The organism is Cupriavidus sp. BIC8F (genome assembly GCF_032465815.1).
GTDB lineage: Bacteria > Pseudomonadota > Gammaproteobacteria > Burkholderiales > Burkholderiaceae > Cupriavidus > Cupriavidus necator.
In genome coordinates this window covers 838,739-860,519 of sequence record NZ_CP136094.1, presented here as the reverse complement: position 1 = coordinate 860,519, position 21,781 = coordinate 838,739, and the positions used below count along the sequence as shown (strand labels likewise).

17 protein-coding genes are annotated in these 21,781 nt (G+C 67.8%); 10 read left to right on the top strand and 7 right to left on the bottom strand.

Going from position 1 to position 21,781, the window contains the following annotated elements; all coding sequences use genetic code 11:
- Positions 1-63 precede the first annotated feature (63 nt).
- From RS901_RS03960 to RS901_RS03945, 4 genes are read left to right on the top strand one after another with little or no spacing between them, the layout of a single operon-like run.
- Positions 64-1,041 (top strand): ABC transporter permease, encoded by a 978-nt coding sequence (locus RS901_RS03960; protein WP_316151616.1) that lies wholly within the window; start codon positions 64-66, stop codon positions 1,039-1,041.
- Positions 1,042-1,044: 3 nt separating this feature from the next.
- Positions 1,045-1,977 (top strand): ABC transporter permease, encoded by a 933-nt coding sequence (locus RS901_RS03955; RefSeq protein ID WP_316151615.1) that lies wholly within the window; start codon positions 1,045-1,047, stop codon positions 1,975-1,977.
- A gap of 13 nt (positions 1,978-1,990) precedes the next feature.
- Positions 1,991-2,989 (top strand): ABC transporter ATP-binding protein, encoded by a 999-nt coding sequence (locus RS901_RS03950; RefSeq protein ID WP_316151614.1) that lies wholly within the window; start codon positions 1,991-1,993, stop codon positions 2,987-2,989.
- Between the two features lie 26 nt (positions 2,990-3,015).
- Complete coding sequence (locus RS901_RS03945) at positions 3,016-4,047, top strand: ABC transporter ATP-binding protein (protein WP_410054168.1); 1,032 nt, start codon at positions 3,016-3,018, stop codon at positions 4,045-4,047.
- Positions 4,048-4,231: 184 nt separating this feature from the next.
- Here the strand turns inward: RS901_RS03945 and RS901_RS03940 are convergent, their stop codons facing one another.
- Positions 4,232-5,590 (bottom strand): IS1182 family transposase, encoded by a 1,359-nt coding sequence (locus tag RS901_RS03940; RefSeq protein ID WP_316153348.1) that lies wholly within the window; start codon positions 5,588-5,590, stop codon positions 4,232-4,234.
- Positions 5,591-5,700: 110 nt separating this feature from the next.
- Positions 5,701-6,903: an ABC transporter substrate-binding protein gene (locus RS901_RS03935; RefSeq protein ID WP_316151612.1), complete on the bottom strand. Its 1,203-nt coding sequence runs from the start codon at positions 6,901-6,903 to the stop codon at positions 5,701-5,703.
- Between the two features lie 288 nt (positions 6,904-7,191).
- On the opposite strand from RS901_RS03935, the gene RS901_RS03930 reads away from it, so the two are divergent.
- Positions 7,192-9,300: a molybdopterin oxidoreductase family protein gene (locus RS901_RS03930; protein ID WP_316151611.1), complete on the top strand. Its 2,109-nt coding sequence runs from the start codon at positions 7,192-7,194 to the stop codon at positions 9,298-9,300.
- The gene (locus RS901_RS03925; protein ID WP_316151609.1) at positions 9,297-10,430 is read left to right on the top strand and encodes an aminopeptidase; all 1,134 of its coding nucleotides are present in this window, start codon (positions 9,297-9,299) and stop codon (positions 10,428-10,430) included. Before RS901_RS03930 ends, RS901_RS03925 begins: the two co-directional genes overlap by 4 nt.
- 12 nt (positions 10,431-10,442) lie before the next feature.
- Here the strand turns inward: RS901_RS03925 and RS901_RS03920 are convergent, their stop codons facing one another.
- A complete protein-coding gene (locus tag RS901_RS03920) occupies positions 10,443-13,751 on the bottom strand; it encodes an acetyl-CoA carboxylase family protein (RefSeq protein ID WP_316151608.1) in 3,309 nt (1,102 codons plus the stop codon).
- A 205-nt stretch (positions 13,752-13,956) separates the two neighbouring features.
- On the opposite strand from RS901_RS03920, the gene RS901_RS03915 reads away from it, so the two are divergent.
- Positions 13,957-14,619 (top strand): TetR/AcrR family transcriptional regulator, encoded by a 663-nt coding sequence (locus RS901_RS03915; protein ID WP_316151607.1) that lies wholly within the window; start codon positions 13,957-13,959, stop codon positions 14,617-14,619.
- A 189-nt stretch (positions 14,620-14,808) separates the two neighbouring features.
- Positions 14,809-16,491, top strand: coding sequence for a long-chain fatty acid--CoA ligase (locus tag RS901_RS03910; RefSeq protein WP_316151606.1), 1,683 nt, complete (start codon positions 14,809-14,811; stop codon positions 16,489-16,491).
- A gap of 72 nt (positions 16,492-16,563) precedes the next feature.
- Here the strand turns inward: RS901_RS03910 and RS901_RS03905 are convergent, their stop codons facing one another.
- The 4 genes from RS901_RS03905 to RS901_RS03890 form a co-directional block, all read right to left on the bottom strand.
- Positions 16,564-17,010 carry a hypothetical protein gene (locus RS901_RS03905; protein ID WP_316151605.1) on the bottom strand — a complete coding sequence of 149 codons (447 nt, stop codon included), beginning with the start codon at positions 17,008-17,010 and terminating at the stop codon, positions 16,564-16,566.
- On the bottom strand, positions 17,007-17,510 hold the full coding sequence (locus RS901_RS03900) for a MarR family winged helix-turn-helix transcriptional regulator (RefSeq protein ID WP_013958086.1): 504 nt from the start codon (positions 17,508-17,510) through the stop codon (positions 17,007-17,009). The genes RS901_RS03905 and RS901_RS03900 overlap by 4 nt, the downstream gene beginning before the upstream one ends.
- A 129-nt stretch (positions 17,511-17,639) precedes the next feature.
- On the bottom strand, positions 17,640-18,641 hold the full coding sequence (locus RS901_RS03895) for a tripartite tricarboxylate transporter substrate binding protein (RefSeq protein WP_316151603.1): 1,002 nt from the start codon (positions 18,639-18,641) through the stop codon (positions 17,640-17,642).
- A gap of 184 nt (positions 18,642-18,825) precedes the next feature.
- Entirely contained in the window at positions 18,826-19,965 is a 1,140-nt protein-coding gene (locus RS901_RS03890) for a porin (RefSeq protein WP_316151602.1), read from the bottom strand.
- 337 nt (positions 19,966-20,302) lie between these two features.
- Here RS901_RS03890 and coq7 point away from each other — a divergent pair, with 337 nt between their 5' ends.
- Together coq7 and mraZ are read left to right on the top strand one after the other, a co-directional pair.
- A complete protein-coding gene (gene coq7, locus RS901_RS03885) occupies positions 20,303-20,926 on the top strand; it encodes a 2-polyprenyl-3-methyl-6-methoxy-1,4-benzoquinone monooxygenase (protein WP_153954170.1) in 624 nt (207 codons plus the stop codon).
- Positions 20,927-21,345: 419 nt separating this feature from the next.
- Positions 21,346-21,774 carry a division/cell wall cluster transcriptional repressor MraZ gene (mraZ, locus tag RS901_RS03880; protein ID WP_013958082.1) on the top strand — a complete coding sequence of 143 codons (429 nt, stop codon included), beginning with the start codon at positions 21,346-21,348 and terminating at the stop codon, positions 21,772-21,774.
- Positions 21,775-21,781 lie beyond the last annotated feature (7 nt).

Genomic DNA, 21,781 nt, shown 5'->3' with positions numbered 1-21,781 from the left:
GAAGCGCCACGGCGCGGCCCGGGCGTGGCGTGCATTCGCGCGCGAAAGGATAGTGGTTCGATTATGCTGGTCTTTATCATCCGGCGCCTGATGCAGAGCGTGGTCGTGCTCTTCGTCATGTCGCTGCTGGTTTTCCTCGGCGTCTTTGCCATCGGCAATCCCGTCGACATCCTGATCAACCCGCAGGCCGACCAGGAGGACATCAAGCGCACCATCGCGGCGCTGGGCCTGGACAAGCCGCTGTGGGAGCAGTACTGGGTGTTCCTGCAGAACGCGCTGCAAGGCAACCTGGGCACCTCGTTCGCGCACGGCACGCCGGCGCTCAAGCTGATCTTCGAGCGCATGCCCGCCACCATGGAGCTGGCCATCTGCGCGATCCTGCTGGCGATCGTGCTGGGCATCCCGCTGGGCCTGTGGGCCGGGCTGCGGCCCAAGGGCATCGCCGGCAAGTCGATCATGACGGTTTCGATCCTGGGCTTCTCGCTGCCCACCTTCTGGGTCGGGCTGATGCTGATCATGGTGTTCGCGGTGCAGCTCGGCTGGCTGCCGTCCAACGGGCGCGGCGAGACCGTGCGCGTGCTTGGGATCCCGCTCAGCTTCCTGACCGCCGACGGCATCCGCCACCTGATCCTGCCGGCGGTGACGCTGTCGCTCCTGAACATCGCCATGGTGATCCGGCTCACGCGCGCCGGCACGCAGGAGGCGATGCTGCAGGACTACGTCAAGTTCGCGCGCGCCAAGGGACTGTCGAACACCCGCATCGTCGGCGTGCACGTGCTGAAGAACATCCTGATCCCGATCGTCACGGTGATCGCGCTGCAGTTCGGCTCGATCATCGCCTTTGCGATCGTGACGGAATCCATCTTCGCCTGGCCCGGCATGGGCAAGCTCATCATCGACTCGATCCAGTTGCTGGACCGGCCGGTGATCGTCGCCTACCTGATGGTGATCGTGACGCTGTTCATCCTGATCAACCTGGTGGTGGACATCATCTACAGCATGCTCGATCCGCGCGTGCGCATTGCCGACAACAAGGGCTGAGCCATGAGTGCCGTATCTGTCGAACAAGAGGACAAGACGCCGCCGCCCGCCGCGGCGCGCGAACAATCGCCGTGGCGGCGCTTTGCCGCGGAGTTCTTCTCCAGCAAGATTGCCGTGGCCGGACTGGCCACGCTGGTCATCATCATCCTGATCGCCATCTTCGCGCCGTGGCTGGCGCCGCAGAACCCTTATGACCTGGCCACGCTGGACGTGCTTGACGCGCGCCTGGCGCCGGGCGAGCAGGCCGGCAACGGCATGACCTTCCTGCTGGGTTCGGACGAGCAGGGCCGCGACATCCTGTCGGCGGTGATGTACGGCCTGCGCATCAGCATCGGCGTGGGCGTGGTCAGCACCGTGATCGCGCTGCTGCTGGGGGCCACGCTCGGCCTGCTGGCCGGCTTCCTGGGCGGGCGCACCGAGGCCTTCATCATGCGCGTGGCCGACCTGCAGCTGTCGTTCCCGCCGATCCTGCTGGCGCTGATCCTGCTGGCCTTCCTGCGCCCGGGGCTGGGCAATATCGTGATCGCGCTGGTGGCGGTGCAGTGGGCCTACTACGCCCGCACCACGCGCAGCGCCGCGCTGGTGGAGCGGCGCAAGGAATATATCGAGGCCGCCACCTGCCTGGGCCTGCCGCCGATGCGCATCATGTTCCGCCACCTGCTGCCTAACTGCCTGCCGCCGCTGATCGTGATCGCGGCGCTGCAGGTGGCCTCGGCCATTACGCTGGAAGCGACGCTGTCCTTTCTCGGGCTGGGCGTGCCGGTCACCGAGCCGTCGCTGGGCTCGCTGATCTCCAACGGGCAGCAGTACATGCTGTCGGGCAAGTACTGGATCAGCTTCTTCCCGGGTATCGCGCTGGTGGTCACCATCGTGGCGATGAACCTGGTGGCCGACCAGCTGCGCGATGTGCTCAACCCGCGCCTGCAGACGCAATAACCAGGAGCGGAACATGGCACAACCGACGTTGGTGGTTGAACACCTGAAGACGCAATTCCACACGCGCGGCGGCATCGCCAAGGCCGTCGACGACGTGTCCTTCACCGTGGGCCGCGGCGAGATCATGGGGCTGGTGGGCGAGTCCGGCTCGGGCAAGTCCATGACCGGGTATTCGATCATGGGCCTGATCGACCCGCCCGGGAAGATCGTCGACGGCCGCATCGCGCTGACCAGCCGCGACGGCATCACCCGCGACCTGCGCGCGCTCACGCCGGCGCAGCAGCGCGACGTGCGCGGCAACCGCATCGCGATGATCTTCCAGGACCCGATGATGACGCTGAACCCGGTCCTGCGCATCGACACGCAGATGATCGAGGCGGTGCTGGCCCATGAGAAGGTGGGCAAGGCGGTGGCGCGCGAGCGCGCGCGCAATGCGCTGGCGCGGGTCGGCATCCCGTCGCCGGATGAGCGCCTGCAGGCCTATCCGCACCAGTTCTCGGGCGGCATGCGCCAGCGCGTGGCGATCGCGATCTCGCTGCTGAACAAGCCCGACCTGATCATTGCCGACGAACCGACCACCGCGCTGGATGTCACCATCCAGGGCCAGATCCTGTACGAGATGCAGACCCTGTGCCGCGAATCGGGCACGGCGCTGATCTGGATCACGCACGACCTGTCGGTGGTGGCGGGGCTGGCCGATACCGTGTGCGTGATGTACGCCGGAAAGATCGTCGAGGCCGGCGACGTGCGCCAGGTGCTGGAACACCCAGAGCACCCCTACACCCACGGGCTGATCAGCTCGGCGCCGTCGCGCAATCCGCGCGGCGCGCCGCTGCGGCAGATCCCGGGCATGACGCCGTCGCTGCTGAACCTGCCGGGCGGCTGTGCCTTCCGTGAGCGCTGCCCCTACGCCACCGCTGCCTGCAAGACCGAGCCGCCGCTGGAGACCGCCGCCGACGGCCGCCGCCTGCGCTGCTTCCATCCGGTGCTGGCCAACCAGGAGGCGGCATGAGCGCAACTGAACTGCAATCCCGACCGATGACGAATCCTGCCGCAGAAGAGGGGGCCACGCCGAGCGCGCCGATCCTGGAGCTGCGCGGGGTGTCCAAGCGCTTCGTCAAGTCGCTCGACGCCGCCGCGCGCATCGCCAACCTGTTCGGCGCCCATGCGCATGACGAGGTGGTGCACGCGGTCGACCGCGTCGACCTGAGTATCCGTGCCGGTGAGGTGGTCGGCCTGGTGGGCGAGTCCGGCTGCGGCAAGTCCACGCTGGGCCGCATGGCTGTAGGCCTGCACTCACTGACCGAGGGCGAGCGTTTCTGGCGCGGCACCAACCTCGACCACCTGCCGCCCGACAAGCGCCGCGAGAAGCAGCTGGCGATCCAGATGATCTTCCAGGACCCGTATGCCTCGCTCAATCCGCGGCTGCGCGTACTGGATATCGTCGGCGAGGCACCGGTGGTGCACGGCATGGTCGAGCGCGGCGCGCAGAAGGGCTATGTGGAAGACATGCTGGTGCGCGTGGGCATGGACCCGACCGTGCTGCGGCGCTTTCCGCACCAGTTCTCCGGCGGGCAGCGCGCGCGCATAGGCATTGCCCGGGCGCTGGCGGTCAAGCCTGAATTCCTGGTGTGCGACGAGTCAGTGGCGGCGCTGGATGTGTCGATCCAGGCCCAGGTGCTGAACCTGTTCATGCGCCTGCGCGAAGAGCTGAACCTGACCTACCTGTTCATCAGCCACGACCTGGGCGTGGTCAAGCACATCAGCGACCGCGTGGTGATCATGTACCTGGGGCGGGTGGTGGAATCGGCGCCGACCGAAGATGTGTTCGCCGCGCCCAACCATCCCTATACCCAGGCCCTGCTGGCCGAGGCGCCCAAGCTGGAGGTGGCCCGCAAGACCTATGTGGCGATCCGCGGCGAGATCCCGTCGCCGCTGAACCCGCCGCCGGGCTGCCATTTCCACCCGCGCTGCCCGCATGCGATGCCGCGTTGCCGGGAAGAGCAGCCGCTGCTGAAGGAGATTGCGCCGATGCGGTTCTCGGCGTGTCACCTGAACGATATGGAGTAGGGCGTGGTTTTCTCCTCCCTAGGAGTCCGTCGGACTTGAGCCCGGGCGAATCCGAATGATCGGTGCGACGAGATTTTTGGACGGCAATCGCGCTGATCGAACGCTCTTGATGGTTGACGAGGCACTGTGATGGCACATTGGAGCGCCTTAGGGGCTCGGCTTTGGGTAGTCGAGGCGCACTTTGCTATCCAACCGCTCGCAGAACGTGCATGCGCTTGATGTTCCAGGCCATGGTCACAAGACTCCATTCGCCTTGCGCCTTGTCCAGCCCGCGCATGCTCATCTGGCGCCAACCCATTACCCGTTTGATGATGCCGAACACCGGCTCCACCGTCTGCTTGCGCAAGCTGTAGAGGGCGCGCCCGGCTTGTGTGCCCAGTCGGTGCGCCATCTGCACAACCGGGTCCGTGGTCTGGGGCTGCGGCACATCGGGGGCAAAGCGCTCCAGCACAGGGGCATGATGCGGCTCCCGCCTTAGCGCCAGCAGCGGCTCGATCCCTGCATCGTGGCACGCGATCACGTTGGCCTGACTGAAGAAGCCGTTGTCCGTGATCAGCGTGCGCACCTCGCCCAGCACCGCAGGCAACGCCGCGATCTGCTCCAGCGTGGGCACGACTTCGCGCTTGTCGTTGCACGCCTGGCTCACGTGCTGGGTGACCACCATCATCGTCTCTGTGTCTACCCCGGCTTGCGCGTTGTAGCTTTGTTCGAAGCCACCCCCCGAGACGGGCATGATGCGTGACTCTTCATCCGTGAGGTTCACCTGATCGCCATCCTTGGGCCCCGCCTCTGGTGGCTCGGGATCCTTGCCGCGCGGCTTCTTGCCAGCGTCCCGCTGAGACTTGCGCTTAGCCGTCTTGGCCTCGTACTCCTGCTGTTCGAGTTGATGACGCTCGGCGGCGCGCTGCTCGATCTTTGCCTTGGCCAGCGCCATCGCGCTCAAGCGGTCTTCGCGTCGAGCGATCTCCGCCGGCACGTCCATGCCATCCGGGATGGCTGCGCGGTCGCTGTTCTCGGCCAGCGCAAGCAGGGCCTGCACTTCCTGTCGTAACTGCGCCTCGATCTTTTGGGCATGACCCCACGACAGGGCGCGGTGCTTGCTCGCGTTCGCGTCGATCTTGGTGCCGTCCAGCGCAATGTGCCCGAGCTTGAGCAGTTTCATCTCGCGCGCCAGCACCAGCACCTGCACAAACAGCGCCTCCACCTCCTTCAGGAATCGACGCCGGAACGTCGCCAGCGTGTCGTGATCCGGGTGGGTGTTGGCTGCCACATAGCGGAAGGCCACCGAGTCGTAGGTCGCGCGTTCGAGCTTGCGGCTCGAGTGCACGCCATTGGCATAGCCGTAGATCAGCAAGCCCAGCAACACGGCGGGATGGTGCGCCGCCGAACCCCGGCCCGCGTATTGGCGTGTCAGTTCGCTCAGATCGAGCTGCTCGATGACTTCGACTACGAAGCGCGCCAAGTGATCATCGGGCAGCCATTCGTCCACTGAGGGCGGCAACAGGTACGCGGTATCTCGGTCTACGGGAACGAAGCGGCTCATCGGGTAGGTCTTTGGTTGTGCGCCAGCGATTATCTCGGACAACGTCATCTTGCGGAAGACTGCAAAGCCCGACAAACTCCTAGTGCAGGGAGGGGAAAGGCCATGCAAGCTCAGCGGATCACCTGCCCCTTCGAATTGATGATCGTCATCTCCACGAACTTCGAACCCACGTGGTTCTCTGGCGTGAAATTGACGATGTATCCACCCAGGTCGTAGCTGCGCATCGTTTCCAGTGCGGTGACGAACTTCTCGCGGTTCAGGTCCTTGCCCGCGCGGCGCAGGCCTTCGGTGAAGGCCTTGGCGGCGATAAAGCCTTCGATGCTGGCGTAGTCGAATTCGCTGGCCTTGCCGGCGGCCTGCAGCAGGCGCAGGTACTCCCGCACGATCGGCAGCGTGGCGTTGCCAGGGTGCGGCATCACCTGCGAGATGATCACGCCGCTGCCCTGCGCGCCGACCACGTTGGCCAGCGCCTGGGTGCCGACGAAGGAGACGTTGTAGAACTGGCCGTTGTAGCCGCGGCGCAGCGCTTCCTTCACGAAGGCACCGGCGGTGCGGTAGGCGCTGATCATGACCACGGCGTCGGGCCTGGCCTTTATCGAACCCTGCATGGCGTCGCCGATTTCCGTGGTGTTGCGCACCACGCCCTCGCGCGCCACCAGCTGCACGCCGCTGTCGGCCACGGTCTTCAGTGCGCGTTCCAGCTCCTCGAGCTCGGCCCTGCCATAAGCGTCGTCGTTGTAGACCACGGCCACGCGTTTCAGTCCGGTGGTCTGGATCTGGCGCAGGATCGCCGTGGCCTCGTCGTTGTAGCCGGCGCGGACATGGAAGACGTAGCGGTTGCGCGGCTCGCGCACCGAGCGCGCGCCAGTGTACGGGCCAAAGAATGGCACCCTGGCCTGGATCGCCAGCGGCAGCGCGGCCTGGCTGGTGGGCGTGCCGACATAGCCGAAGAGGGCGAAGACACGGTCGTCGTCGATCAGCTTTTTGGTGTTTTTGGCGGCGGGCTCGGGCTCGTAGTAGTCGTCCAGCGCCTCCAGCCGGATCTTGCGGCCGTAGATGCCGCCCTGCTGGTTGATATGGTCGAAATACAGCCGCGCGCCCGAGTTCATCTGCTTGCCGAGCATGGCGGTCGGGCCGGTCAGCGCGGCGGACTGGCCCAGCAGGATGGTGTCGGCGGTGACGCCGTTCTCGGATGTGGCGGCGGTGCCCGCCGTATTGGCTGCGAAGGCAGCGCAGGATGCGCCACCCGTGCCGATGGCGCACGCCACCAGCAGGCCGGCAAGCCGGCCATTGACCCCGGATCGGAAAGACATAAACCCCCGCGAAATGTGGTTCGGTTACCCATTCGCCGCGCCCGGCCGGTCTGTCGCCGGAAAGTTGCCCGGATCGTGCGGCATGGTGCGCGTCCCGGTCTGTGCCGCGAGCGCGCCGGCACATCATAATCGAATACAATCGGGCCGAGATACTCCCCGCCATCACCTTGCACGGCCGGGAAATGCGCCGCCCGCCGGCGCGGTGCAGGCGCCGCTACCCGCCGCCTGCGCCGGCATCTCCAGTTCCGTACGACCGAACGAAAACAACACACCCCGCCCGGAGACCCCATGGCTTCCCGCATCGTCCGCGCCGCCTGTCCGCATGACTGCCCCGACACTTGTGCCTTGCTCGTCACCGTCGAGGACGGCCGTGCCGTCAAGGTAGCGGGCGATCCCGACCATCCCGGCACGCAGGGCGTGCTGTGCACCAAGGTGTCGCGCTACACCGAGCGCACCTACCACCCGGACCGGCTGCTGACGCCGATGAAGCGCATCGGCAGGAAGGGCGAAGGCAAGTTCGCGCCGATCTCCTGGGACGAGGCGCTGGACACCATCGCCACCCGCCTGCAGGCGATCGCGGCGCGCGATCCGCAGGCGATCGTGCCGTACAGCTACGCCGGCACCATGGGCCTGGTGCAGGGCGAGAGCATGGCCGCGCGCTTCTTCAACAAGCTGGGCGCGTCGCGGCTGGACCGCACCATCTGCGCCAGCGCCGGCGCCACCGCACTGCGCTACACCTACGGCGCGAGCGTGGGCATGGACATGGAGCACGTGGTCGATGCCAGGCTCGTGATCATCTGGGGTGGCAACCCGATTGCCTCCAACCTGCATTTCTGGACCCGCGCGCAGGAAGCCAAGCGGCGCGGCGCCACGCTGGTGGCGATCGACCCGTACCGCTCGCTGAGCGCCGAGAAGTGCCATCGCCATATCGCCCCGATGCCCGGCACCGACGGCGCGCTGGCGCTGGCGCTGATCCATGTGCTGATCCGCGACGACCTGCTCGACCATGACTACATCGAACGCCACACCGTCGGCTTCGAGGCGTTGCGCGAGCGCGCGCATGCCTACACCCCGGCACGCGCGGCCGAGATCTGCGGCATCCCGGCAGAGGACATCGAATGGCTGGCCGGGCTCTACGGCCGGCTGGCGGTGCGCGAGCGCCAGCCGGTGGCAATCCGCCTGAACTACGGCATGCAGCGCGTGCACGGCGGCGGCCAGGCGGTGCGCGCGGTGGCGTGCCTGCCGTCGCTGGTGGGCGCCTGGCGCCAGCCCGCGGGCGGGCTGCAGCTGTCGACGTCGGGCTTCTTCCCGATCAACGAAGCTGCGCTGCAGCGCCCCGATCTGCTGCCTGGCTGGCCGCACACGCTGCCGCGCATCGTCAACATGAGCACCATCGGCGACGCGCTGCTGGCCGAGCCGGCGCCCGGCGCGCCGCGCATCGAGGCCGTGGTGGTCTACAACAGCAACCCTGTCGCGGTGGCGCCGGAATCCGGCAAGGTCGCCGCAGGCTTTGCGCGCGAGGACCTGTTCACGGTGGTGCTGGAGCACTTCCGCACCGACACCGCCGACTATGCCGACATCCTGCTGCCGGCAACCACGCAGCTTGAGCACACCGACGTGCACAAGGCCTACGGCCATACCTATTTCCTGGCCAACAACGCCGCCGTCGCGCCGATGGGCGAGGCCCTGCCCAATACCGAGATCTTCCGCCGGCTGGCGCAGCGCCTGGGCTTTACCGAGGCGTGCTTTGCCGACAGCGACGACGCCATCGCCGCGCAGGCCATCATTCCGGGCGATGCGCGCGCGGCCGGCATCAGCTGGGAATCATTGAAGGAGCAGGGCTGGCAGAAGCTGGCGCTGCCGGCGGCGCCGTTCGCCGAGGGCGGTTTCCCGACCGCATCGGGCAAGTGCCAGTTCTATTCGGAGCCGATGGCGCGCGACGGCTTCGACCCGCTGCCTGACTATGTGCCGCAGTACGAGGCGCCGCTGACCGCGCCCGAGCTGGCGGAACGCTATCCGCTGGCGATGATCTCGCCGCCGGCGCGCAACTTCCTCAACAGCTCCTTCGTCAACGTCGACAGCCTGCGCGCCACCGAGGGCGAGCCGCATCTGGACATCCACCCGGCCGACGCCGTCGAGCGCGGCATCGTGCACGGCGCCATGGTGCGGGTCTTCAACGACCGCGGCAGCATGGTGGCGCGCGCCCGCGTCACCGACCGCGCCCGGCGCGGGCTGGTGGTGGGCCTGTCGATCTGGTGGAAGAAGCTGGCTTCGGACGGCAAGAACGCCAACGAGCTGACCAGCCAGCGCCTGACCGACCTGGGCCGCGCGCCGGTGTTCTATGACTGCCTGGTGCAGGTCGAGGCCTGCACGGAAGGGGCAGTCCTGCCGGCATGACGCCGCAGCGCGGCCGCCGGCGCTGGGCGGCACTCCTGGCGGCGACCGGCCTCACCGCGGTGGTCCTGGTGACGGCCGGGTGCGAGGCCGTCGGCTACTACGCGCAGTCGATCGGCGGCCACCTGGGCGTGATGGCCCAGGCACAGCCGCTGACCGACGCCATCGCCAGCGCGCGCGACGCCAACGATGCGCGCCTGGCACAGCGGCTGGCGCTGGCCGGCCGCATGCGCGACTTCGCCTCGCGCGAACTGAAGCTGCCCGAGAACGGCAGCTACCGCCGCTACGCCAACCTGCACCGGCCCTATGTGGTGTGGAGCGTGTTCGCCACGCCCGAGCTGTCGATGGAGCTGCGCAAGTGGTGCTTCCCCATCGTCGGCTGCATCAGCTACCGCGGCTACTACGCCCAGTCCGATGCCGAGCAGTATGCGCAGGGATTGCGCCGCGACGGGCTGGAAACGTACGTGGCTGGCATCCCCGCCTATTCGACTCTGGGCTATTTCGACGACCCGCTGCTCAACACCTTCGTCTATCTGCCCGAGGGCGAGCTGGCGCGGCTGATCTTCCACGAGCTGGCGCACCAGGTGGTGTACGTGCGCAACGACACCGCCTTCAACGAGTCCTTCGCGACCGCGGTGGAAGCCGCGGGCGTGGAGCGCTGGCTGGCCGAGGATGCGTCGGAGGACGCGCGCGCCAGCTATCGGCAGTACGATGCCCGGCGCCAGCAGTTCCGCGCGCTGTTGCTGGGCACGCGCGACCGGCTGGTGGCGCTGTACCAGACCCCGCTCGATGACGACGCCAAGCGCGAGGGCAAGGCCAGGATCTTCGCCGACCTGCGCACCGGGTACGCGCGGCTGCGCACGGAGTGGGGCGGCTTCAGCGGCTATGACCGCTGGTTCGACCAGCCGCTGACCAATGCCCACCTGGCCGCGGTGGCCACCTACCAGCAGTGGGTGCCGGCTTTCACCGCGTTGCTGGCGCAGTGCAACGGCGACTGGCAGCGGTTCTATGACGAGGCCGCCCGTATCGGCGCGCTGCCCGCCGCCGAGCGCGAGGCCGCGCTGCAGCGGCTGGCGCCGCCGGCCACGCGCACCGGCACGCTGACCGCGGGCGGCAAGACGGCGGCCAACTAGCAGCCGCGCCGCTTACCAGGTATCGATGAAACGTCTCGGTGCGTTGGCCTGGCGGCCGAGGCTCCCCGGCGGCACCGAGGCCAGCCCGCGCAGCAGCCAGCGCCGCGTGTCGGCAGGGTCGATCACCGCGTCGATCTCCAGGTGGCTGGCCATGTTGAGCGCGCGGCCGCGCTGGTAGGCGCCGTCGACCATGCGCGCGAACAACGCCGCGCGCTCGTCGGGATCGGCCACGGCCTCCAGTTCCTTGCGGAAGCCCAGCCGGATCGAGCCCTCGATGCCCATCGCGCCGAACTCGCCGCTGGGCCAGGCCGCGGTGAAGAAGGGCGCGGCAAGGCTGCCGCCGGCCATGGCCTGCGCGCCCAGCCCGTAGCCCTTGCGCAGCACCACCGTGAAGAACGGCACGCGCAGCGCGCCGGCGGTGACAAAGAGGCGCGATACGTGCCGCACCGTGGCGGTCTTCTCGGCCTGCGGCCCGACCATGAAGCCCGGGGTGTCGCACAGCGACACGATCGGCAGCCCGTGCGCGTCGCACAGCTGCATGAAGCGGGCGGCCTTGTCGGCGGCGGCGCTGTCGATGGCGCCGCCAAGGTGGCGCGGGTTGTTGGCGAAGCAGCCGAAGGCGCGGCCTTCGATGCGGATCAGTGCGGTGATGATGCCGGTGCCGAACGCCGCGCGCAGCTCCAGCACCGAGCCGGTGTCGGCCATGGCGGCGATCACCGCGCGCATGTCGTAGCTGCGCAGGCGGTTCTCGGGGATGGCGTGGCGCAGGTGGCGCGGGTCCTCGGACTGCCAGTCGCGCACATCGCCCTGGAAGTAGGACAGGTAGCGCTGCGCGGCATCGACCGCGGCCGCTTCGTCATTGACCAGCACGTCGATCACGCCGTTGGGCCCCTGCACGCTGACCGGGCCCACCTCCTCGGGCGCGAACACGCCCAGCCCGCCGCCTTCGATCATGGCCGGCCCGCCCATGCCGATGGTGGCGCTGCGCGTGGCGATGATGACGTCGGCGCAGCCCAGCAGTGCGGCGTTGCCGGCAAAGCAGCGGCCCGACACGATGCCCACCAGCGGCACCAGCCCCGACAGCCGCGCGAACTGGATGAACGAGGTGCAGTCCAGCCCGGCCACCACAGGCATGTCAGTGTCGCCGGGCCGGCCGCCGCCGCCCTCGGCAAACAGCACTACAGGCACCTGCCACTGGCGCGCCAGCGCCAGCATCCGGTCCAGCTTCTTGTGACCGTAGAAGCCCTGCGTGCCGGCCAGCACGGTGTAGTCGTAGGCCAGCACCATGCAGCGCGTATCGGCGTCGGGAAAGCGCGCCGCGTTGACGGTGCCGATACCGGTGACGATGCCGTCGGCAGGCGTGGCGCTGACCAGGTCGTCAACGCTGCGGCGCTGCCGTTGCGCGGCGATGGCGAGCGCGCCGTACTCGATGAAGGAGTCGTCGTCGCACAGTTGGGCGATGTTCTCGCGCGCTGTGCGGCCGCCCTGGGCGTGGCGCCTGGTGACGGCCTGGGCGCGTGCGGCGTCGCGGCCGAGGGCGTGGCGCTCCAGCGTTTCGCGCAGGTCCGCGCGCACATGGTCGAGGTCGGCCGCCGCGGCGGTCTCGGCGGCATGGCCGGCATCGTCGCCGGGCGCCAGCACGATGACCGCGGCGCCGGCGCGCAGCGTGGCACCCGCGGCGGCCAGCACGCGCAGCACGGTGCCGGCGGCGGGCGCCTCCAGCGGGTGCTCCATCTTCATCGCTTCGATGATGGCCAGCGGCTGGCCGCGCCTGACCGTGTCGCCTTCGCGCACGTGGATGGCGGCGAGCGCGCCGTCCATGGGCGCGGGCACGGCAATGGCCTCGTCGGGGATGTCGGTCAGCGCCTGGTCCGCATCCGCCAGCGCGCTGTCGGCGAGGGCGGGCGGCGCGTGCAGCACCGGGTGGTCGGCGTCGGCAGTCGCCAGTGCGGCAAGCGCCTGGTCCAGGTACTGCGTGTGCACGGCATTGCGGCGCACGTCGTCCAGCTGCAGCAAGTCCTGCAGCAAGCGGCGGTTGGTGTCGATGCCTTCGATGCGGAACTCGCACAGTGCGCGGTAGGCGACCGCCAGCGCACGCGCGTAGTCGCCCCCGGGTTCGTGCACGATCAGCTTGGCCAGCAGCGAATCAAAGCGCGGATTCGCCGTCATGCCGGCAAAGCCAGCGCTGTCCACGCGCACGCCTGGCCCGTTGGGCGGCTCGAACGCCGTCAGCGTGCCGCTGGCCGGGCGCAGCTGGCCCTGCGCGTCGAGGTGCTCGGCATTGATGCGCAACTGCACCGCGATGCCGCGCGGCGCGCTCGCCTGCTCCAGGCCCAGGTCGGCCAGGCGCGCGCCGGCGGCGATGGCCAGCTGGGTTTGCACGAGGTCGACGCCGGTCACCATCTCGGTCACCGTGTGCTCGACCTGCAGGCGCGGGTTGGCCTCCATGAACCAGAACGATGGGCCGCCATCGCCGCCGTCTTCCACCAGAAATTCGAACGTGCCGATGCCGCGATAGGCGGCGGCGCGCGCCAGTGTGGCGGCGGCATCGGCCAGCCTTGCGCGCATTGCGTCATCCAAGGCCGGGCTGGGGGCGATCTCCACCAGCTTCTGGTGGCGGCGCTGCAGGCTGCATTCGCGCTCGCCCAGCGTCAGCACGTGGCCCTCGGCGTCGGCGACCACCTGGATCTCGATATGGCGCGGCGCGGCGACGATGCGCTCCACGTAGACCGCGCCATTGCCGAACGCCGCGGTCGCCTCGGAGACGCAGCGGGCGTAGGCCTCGTCGATCCCGGCAGCGCGATGCACGGCGCGCATGCCGCGCCCGCCGCCGCCGGCGAGCGCCTTGATCATCATGCCCGCTTGCCCGTCGAGGCTGTCGAAGAAGGCCCGCGCCTGCTCCAGCGAGGTCGGGCCGGTGGTGCCGGGCACGACCGGCACGCCATGCTCGCGCGCCAGCGCGCGGGCGCGGGCCTTGTCGCCGAACAGGCGCAGCACGTCGGGCGCGGGGCCGGCGAAGACCAGCCCGGCGTCCAGGCAGGCCTGCGCAAAGTCGGCGTTCTCGGACAGGAAGCCGTAGCCGGGGTGCACCATGCCGCAGCCCGCCTGCTGCGCAGCGTCCACCACGGCGGCAATGTCGAGGTAGGCGCGCGGACCAGTGCCGGGCAGCGCCACGGCCGCGTCGGCCTTGCGCACGTGCAGCGCGTCGCGGTCGTCTTCGCTGTACAGCGCCACGCTGGGGATGCCCATGGCCGCGGCGGCCCGCGCGATGCGGATGGCGATTTCGCCGCGATTGGCGATCAGGAGCTTGTGGGTCGTCATGATGCGGGAGCGTTGATGGCGTGCGTTGTGCGGGGCGCGGCGCGGGTATGTACTCGCTGGTATATTTTTTTACCGTTGGGTAAGATCCTAGGGTGATCGGGTATTCGCGTCAATTGGCCGTTTTCCCTCTGGCGCCGCAGAGCGCGGGGTCAGGCAAGGGCTCGACCGGACTGGCGTAACGATCCCGCCATGCGAGAATTGCATCATGTCGATTGCACCCAGATCCGCACCGCTGAACCCGCCGTCGAGCGCACCGCCAGAGCCGCAGCCGGCCCGCCCGCATATCGCCGAGCGCCAGGAGGCCCGCCGCCGCCAGATCCTCGATACCGCCGCGCAGCTCTTCTACAGCAAGGGCTATCCCGGCATGACCATGAACGACCTGTGCCGCGCGCTGGGCGTGACCAAGCCGGCCGTCTACTACTACTTTACTGACAAGTACGAGATCTTCGACATCCTGTGCCGCGAGTCGGCCCAGACCTGCCTGCCCGTGATCCGCGAGACCGCGGACCCGGCGCTGCCGGTGCGCGAGCGCCTGCAGGCCTGCCTGCTCGAGATGGCGCGGCGCTGCGTCGCCTGCCATGTGCCGGCCACGCTGAGCTTTCGCGACAACCAGTATCTGCGCCCCGACACCGTGGCGTGGCTCGACAGCATGGCGCGGGACTTCTATCGCGACCTCTATGCGCTGCTGGAAGAGGGCAAGCGCGATGGCGTGTTCGCCTTCGGCGACGCGCGCGTGACGGCGCATGCGATCGGCAGCGTGGTGGGGTTCCTGTACACGTGGCATGAACCCGGGCGCATGGACCCGGAGACGCTGGCGCAGGAGCTTGCCGCCAGCATGATGAAGCTGGCGCTGCCCAGCGGCGGGTGAGTGCGGGTTTGCCTCACTAGGGGTTATCCCGCTACTTGCGCCCGATCGGTGGCGCATAATGCCCGTCAGGGGCTCCAGGGCCTGTCGGGTGGCCCCGAGGACTTCGTCTAAGTTGTTGTTTTAACCGGGGCGCACGTTTAGCATCTCGGCAAAATCGAACGACCATTCAGAAATTCAGGAGACGGTGCTATGGAAAGAATTTGGCTGAAACACTACCCGGCCGGCGTCCCCGCCGAGATCGATGCCAGCCAGTTCCGCTCGCTTGCCGCGCTGCTCGAGGCGTCTTTCCGCACCTATGCCGACCGCAAGGCCTTCATCTGCATGGACAAGGCCATCACCTACGGCGAACTGGACCAGCTCTCGGCCCACTTTGCCGCATGGCTGCAGTCGCGCGGGCTGCGCCCCGGCGCACGCGTGGCGATCATGATGCCGAACGTGCTGCAGTACCCGGTGGTGCTGGCGGCGGTGCTGCGCGCGGGTTTCGTGGTGGTCAACGTCAACCCGCTCTACACCCCGCGCGAACTCGAGCACCAGCTCAAGGACAGCGGCGCAGAGGCCATCGTGATCCTGGAGAACTTTGCCTCCACGCTGCAGCAGGTGCTGGCCAAGACCCCGGTCAAGCACGTGGTGGTGGCGAGCATGGGCGACATGCTCGGCGGGCTGAAGGGCGCGATCGTCAATTTCGTGGTGCGCAACGTCAAGAAGATGGTGCCAGCGTGGGAGCTGCCCAACTGCGTGCGCTTCAACAGCGTGCTGGCCGAAGGCCGCAAGCTGACGCTGCAGCCGGCCACCACGGGGCCGGAGGACGTTGCCTTCCTGCAGTACACGGGCGGCACCACCGGTGTATCCAAGGGTGCGGTGCTGCTGCACCGTAACGTGGTGGCCAACGTGCTGCAATCCGAGGCGTGGATGCAGCCGGCGCTGGACAAGGGCGCCCATATCGACCAGCCCATCACCATCACCGCGCTGCCGCTGTACCACATCTTCGCGCTGACGGTCTGCTGCCTGCTGGGCATGCGCAGCGGCGGCACCAGCGTGCTGATCCCGAATCCGCGCGACATCCCGGGCTTCATCAAGGAACTGCAGAAGTACAAGTTCAACATGTTCCCGGCGGTCAACACGCTGTACAACGCGCTGCTCAACAACCCGGAAATCAGTAAGGTCGATTTCTCTGGCCTGCGCGTGGCCAACGGCGGCGGCATGGCGGTGCAGGAGGCGGTGGCCAAGCAATGGCTGGCCAAGACCGGCTGCCCGATCATCGAAGGCTACGGCCTGTCCGAGACCTCGCCCTCGGCCACCTGCAACCCGACCGACACCAATGTGTTCTCCGGCACCATCGGCATGCCGCTGCCATCGACCGAAGTGGTGATCCGCGACGATGACGGCAAGGACGTGCCGCTCGGCCAGCCGGGCGAGATCTGCATCCGCGGCCCGCAGGTGATGGCCGGCTACTGGAACCGCCCGGACGAGACCGCCAAGGTCATGACCCCGGACGGCTACTTCAAGACCGGCGACATCGGCGTGATGGACGAGCGTGGCTACACCAAGATCGTCGACCGCAAGAAGGACATGATCTTGGTGTCGGGCTTCAATGTGTATCCGAACGAGGTCGAAGGCGTGGTCGCCGAGTGCCCGGGCGTGCTGGAAGTGGCGGCCGTGGGTGTGCCCGACACGCACTCGGGCGAGGTGGTCAAGCTGTTCGTGGTGAAGAAGGATCCGGGGCTGACCGAGGCCGATGTGATCGAGTTCTGCAAGGAACGCCTGACAGGCTACAAGCGGCCCAAGTACGTCGAGTTCCGCACCGAGCTGCCCAAGACCAACGTCGGCAAGATCCTGCGCCGCGAACTGCGCGACAGCCGCAAGGCCGCCTGAGCGGCAGCCGCTGCAAAACACAACGGCCTCCCGAGTGGAGGCCGTTGTGCTTTCAGGCTGCGTTGCGGCGGCTCAGCACTCGTTCGATGGCGCCAGGCGGGCTTCCTGGCTGCCGTCGGGGTAGATCACCCGCACGCACGCGCCAGGCTCCAGCCCCGGCGCCGCCGGCGCGTTGGCCGATACGATCGCGCCGTCCATGGTTCGCACCTTGTACTGGAACAGGTCCACCTGCTGCACCGGTGCGGGCTTGTTGAACAGCCGGCTCAGGTCGAAGGCAAAGCCCACGCCCACCCCGCCACCCCCGCCGCCACCCGCGGCGCCCACGCCGACGCTGGTGCCGCCGCCGTAGTACGGGGGCACCTGGGCCACGTCCAGGCGGGCCAGGAACGTCTTCTCGGTGACGCGGCCAAGCTTGATGGTGGCGTTCACCGGCGTGACCTGCGGCGGCTGCGGCGTGCTGCTGCAGGCAGCCAGCACCGGCAGCAGGCCGCACAGGACAAGGTAGGGCAGGGTCCTCATGGCGAGATCAGGCCGGTCTTGAGCCGGCCAAGCAGTCGGAACAGGGCGCGCCGGTCGGTCTCGGCCAGGCCCGAGAACAGTTGCTCGATCCAGTCCTCATGCGCGCGCGCCATGCGCGAGAACGCGGCGCGCCCGGCCGGGGTCAGGCGGATCAGGTAGGCACGGCGGTCAGTGGGCAGGGCCTCGCGCGAGACCAGGCCTTCCTGCTGCAGCTGGTCGGTGATGCCGGTGACGTTGCCGCCGGTCACCATCATGCGGCGCGACAGCTCGCCCATCTTCAGGCCTTCAGGGTGGCGGTCGAGCTGTGCCATCAGGTCGAAGCGCGGCAGCGTGCAGGCAAAATCCTGGCGCAGCCGCGAACGGATATCGCCCTCGATCAGGGTGGTGCAGGTCAACAGCCGCAACCACAGCCGCAGGGCTTCGTGCTCGGTCTGGTCGGCGCGGGTTTCAAGGTCGACCGGCGCGCTTTCGGCGCCGGCGGCAGGGGACGGGTTTGGCATCTTCAGTGCATCGGTGCGCAGGGTGCGGCCGCAGCCGCCAGGGGCCGCCCACGGGGCGGGCAGCCGACATTTGATGCCTCAAGTATATGCGCGATACGGGCCGCCGCCCTGCCGGCGATCAAATCGGCGTCAATCCACCTTGGCGCCGGAATCCTTGACCACCTTGGCCCACTTGGCGGTTTCGGCGCGGATGAACGCGGCGAACTGCTCCGGGGTGTTGCCGACAGGCTCGGCGCCCTGCGCCTGCAGGCGCTCGCGCACGGCCGGGGCATTCAGCGCCTTGGCCACTTCCTGCTGGATGCGGTGGATGACATCCGGCGGCGTGCCGGCCGGCGCCAGCATGCCGAACCAGGAACTGGCTTCATACTGCGGCAGGCCCGCGGCCTGGGCGATGGTCGGCACGCCCGGCAGCGCCGGCGACGGCCTGGCGCTGGTCACCGCCAGCGCCTTGAGCTTGCCGCTCTTGATCAGCGCCATCGATGACGGCAGGTTGTCGAACATCACCTGCACGGTGCCCCCGGCCAGGTCCGTCAGCGCTGGCCCGCTGCCCTTGTACGGGAAGTGGACCATGAAGGTCCGGGTCTGCGTCTTGAACAGCTCCCCGGCCAGGTGGATCGAGGTGCCGTTGCCGCTGGAGGCCATGTTGATCTTGCCGGGGTTGGCGCGCGCGTAGGCGATCAGGTCCTTGACGTTGTCGATCTTGTTTTGCTGTGCAAACGCCGGGTTCAGCACCAGCACGTTGGGCACGGCCGCCACCTCGGTGATCGGGGCGAAGTCCTTGATCGGGTCGAACGGCAGCTTGCCGTACAGCGACTGGTTGATGCCATGGGTGCCCACCGTGCCCATCAGCAGCGTGTAGCCGTCCGGCGCGGCCTTGGCGACGAGGTCCGCGCCGATATTGCCGCCGGCGCCGGGCTTGTTGTCGACCACCACGTTCCAGCCCGGCAGCCTGGCCAGCTCTGCGGCCACGGCGCGGGCCAGGATGTCGGTGGTGCCGCCGGCGGCAAAGGGCACCACCAGCCGGATCGGCTTGGCCGGGTACGGGTCGGCGGCCAGCGCCGACTGGCTGGCGAGCGCGGCAAGGCTGGCGGACAGCAGCAGCGCAACGACGCGCCGGCGAGTGGGTTGCATGCGTGGGTCTCCTGGTGTTGTCCGCTCGTGAGGTCGGTGGGGCGGCTACGGTAAGTGCATTCTAGTCCGCTGCCGGGGTGGCGCCGATGAGGTGATGCCCTATGGGAGATGAGGGCGCGCCAATGAAAAAAGGCACCCGGAGGTGCCTTTGCAGACCGGCCTTGCGACCGGGATCGACAGGCGATCAGAACTTGTGGCGGATGCCCAGGGCGACACCGACCATGTTGTCCTTGCCGGCACCCAGGAAGTAGCCGTTGGCGAAGCTGATGGCCGAGGTGTCGAAGTTCAGGCCGGCGTTCTTCGAATAGGCGGTGGTCAGGTAGAGGTCGGTGCGCTTGGACAGGTTGTAGTCGGCGACGAACGAAATCTGCCAGGGGTTCTTGATGTTGTTGGTGGCGCCGGTGGCGGCCAGGTTCAGGTTCTTGACGTCGTCGTAGTAGTAAGCCAGCGTCAGGCCCAGCGCCGTCGTGACCTGATAGTTGGCACCGACCCAGTAGTAGTTGTCCTTCAGGATCGTATTGTCATTCGGTGCCTTGTTCATGCCCCAGCGATAGCCGGCCATCAGCTTGGCCGGGCCGAAGGCATAGCTGGCGGCAACCGCGGCCTTCTTGAAGTCACCGGTGCCACCGGCGGCGTTCAGGGTCGGGTTGTACTGGTCGTAGGCGGCGGTAATGCCGAACGGGCCGGCGGCCCACGCCAGGCCGGCACCGTAGCCGGTGTCGCGGCGGAACTGGCCGGGGACTTCGCCGCCGCCGGCAACGCCGTTACCGAACGACCAGTGCGCGACCGCGGTCACCGGGCCGAACTTGCCGGTGTACTTGGCAGTGTTGTCCGAGCGGAAGTTCAGGCCCAGTTGAGCGACCACCGGCTCGTACTGGGTGGCATAGCCGGTCGGCGAAAAGTTGGCCATCATGTCGAACAGCGAGGTGTACTGGCGACCGAAGGTCACGCGGCCGACCTGGTCGCTTTCCAGGCCGACGTAGGCTTGACGACCGAACAGGCGGCCACCTTGCTGCGATTTCCCGTCATCCAGTCCAAAACCGCTTTCAAGCACAAAGAGCGCCTTCAGGCCGCTGCCCAGGTCCTCGACGCCACGCAGGCCCCAGCGCGAGCCGGACAGGCCGCCGGAGGACATCCGGAACAGGTTGTGCGCTGCGCCCGGGAACGGGTTGGTGGGGCTGGCGTTGGTCGGGTTCGTCGTCGACATATTGCTGACGTATTCGAGGTTCGCATCGACCACGCCGTACAGGGTCACGCTCGATTGGGCCTGCGCCGCCCCAGCAAATGCGCCAAGCGCTGCCAGCGCCAGAAGCGATTTCTTCATGCTCGTTGATCTCCACTGTAAGAATTATTGGTGACGGCCCGGGAGAACCTCCTGTTGGTCTCCATCCCCCGTGCGTCAAACTTCCTTGGAAGTTGCGAAGTACTGTAACAAACAACCCTTAATTCACTAGTCAGGCCAATCCCCCTTTGTCTTCTTTTAACAACTCAGGGTTTCTGAGTAGCCTGGCGCATCAATGCAAGGCGGGATGCGGGTTGGCGCCGATTAGAGGCAAGCTACAATGCGGGTAATCCCGATGGCCCCTGCGCGTGCCGCGCCGCGGCCGCGCACCCCACGATGGCAGGGGCTGCCGGGAACGAAGACCAACTGCCTCTGCGACATGGACACCCTGATCAAAGAATTCGACGTGGCATTGCGCGCCATTGCCGGCGCCACGCGCACCGCGCGCACCAACCCGGCTGACCGGCTGGCGCCGGACACCGAACAGATGAGCGCCGATGAACGACGCCACGTGGCCGGGCTGATGCGCATCAACCATGTCGGCGAGGTCTGCGCGCAGGCCCTGTACCAGGCCCAGAAGCTCACCGCGCGCAACGGCGCGGTGCGCGCGCAGATGGATGCCGCCGCGCGCGAAGAGGAAGACCACCTGGCCTGGTGCGCCGAGCGCCTGCGCGAACTGGGCTCGCGCCCGAGCCTGCTCAATCCGCTGTGGTACGCCGGCGCCTTCGCCATCGGCTGGGTGGCCGGCCGCGCCGGCGATCGTGTCAGCCTGGGCTTCGTCGCCGAGACCGAGCGCCAGGTCGAGCACCACCTGGGCGGGCACCTGGACCGCCTGCCCGAGGCCGACGGCCGCTCGCGCGCCATCCTCGAGCAGATGCGTGACGACGAGATCCGCCACGGCGATGCCGCACGCGATGCCGGCGGGATCCCGTTGCCCGCCCCGGTGCGGGCACTGATGCGCGGCGCCTCGCGCGTGATGACCACCGCCGCCTACCGGATCTGAGCCGGCCCCTGCCTGCCCCTCGCTGGCCCTGGTTCCGGCAGGGCTGGCGGGCAATTGTTGTATCCTTCCTTCGCGCGACGGGGCAGGTCTTTCCCGTGCCGCCGGCAGTTCCTCCGCAAGTGGTTCTCAGGTGGTTTCTCGGCTTTCCTCCCTAAGATCTTCATTTCATTAAGGATTCACTTTTTCGGTGCGTGAGGTGTGCGCGCTAAGTCATTGTTCTGATTCAAAAAAACTCGTTTGCTGCCCTGCAACCAGCCTTGACCCGCCATATCGCTTCCTCTAAAGTGGGAAATAGTGTGAGGAAGTGTATTTTTGTGTGAAATTGGGCCCCGGCCGTGGGATGATGTCGCCATAGTCGGAACAGAAGGGATTCACGCGCATGCTGGCCGACAACCGGCCGGCATGGACCGGGAGCAAGCTTGTTTCAGGGAGCATCGGCACTCTCGCTGGATGCCAAGGGGCGGATGTCCATTCCGTCCCGGCACCGCGAGGCGCTGCAACAGCAGGCCGAGGGCCGGGTGACGCTGACCAAGCACCCGGATGGCTGCCTGTTGCTGTTTCCCCGGCCCGAGTGGGAAACCTTCCGCACGCGCATTGCAGCGCTGCCGATGGATGCACACTGGTGGAAGCGCATCTTCCTGGGCAACGCCGCCGACGTGGAAATGGACGGCGCGGGCCGGGTGCTGATCGCCCCGGAACTGCGCAGTGCCGCCTTGCTCGACAAGGAAGTCATGCTGCTCGGAATGGGCAGCCATTTCGAAGTGTGGGATGCCGCGACCTACGCCGCCAAGGAACAGCAGGCGATGGCGCAGGGCATGCCCGAAGCATTGAAGAATTTCTCTTTCTGACGAGGTC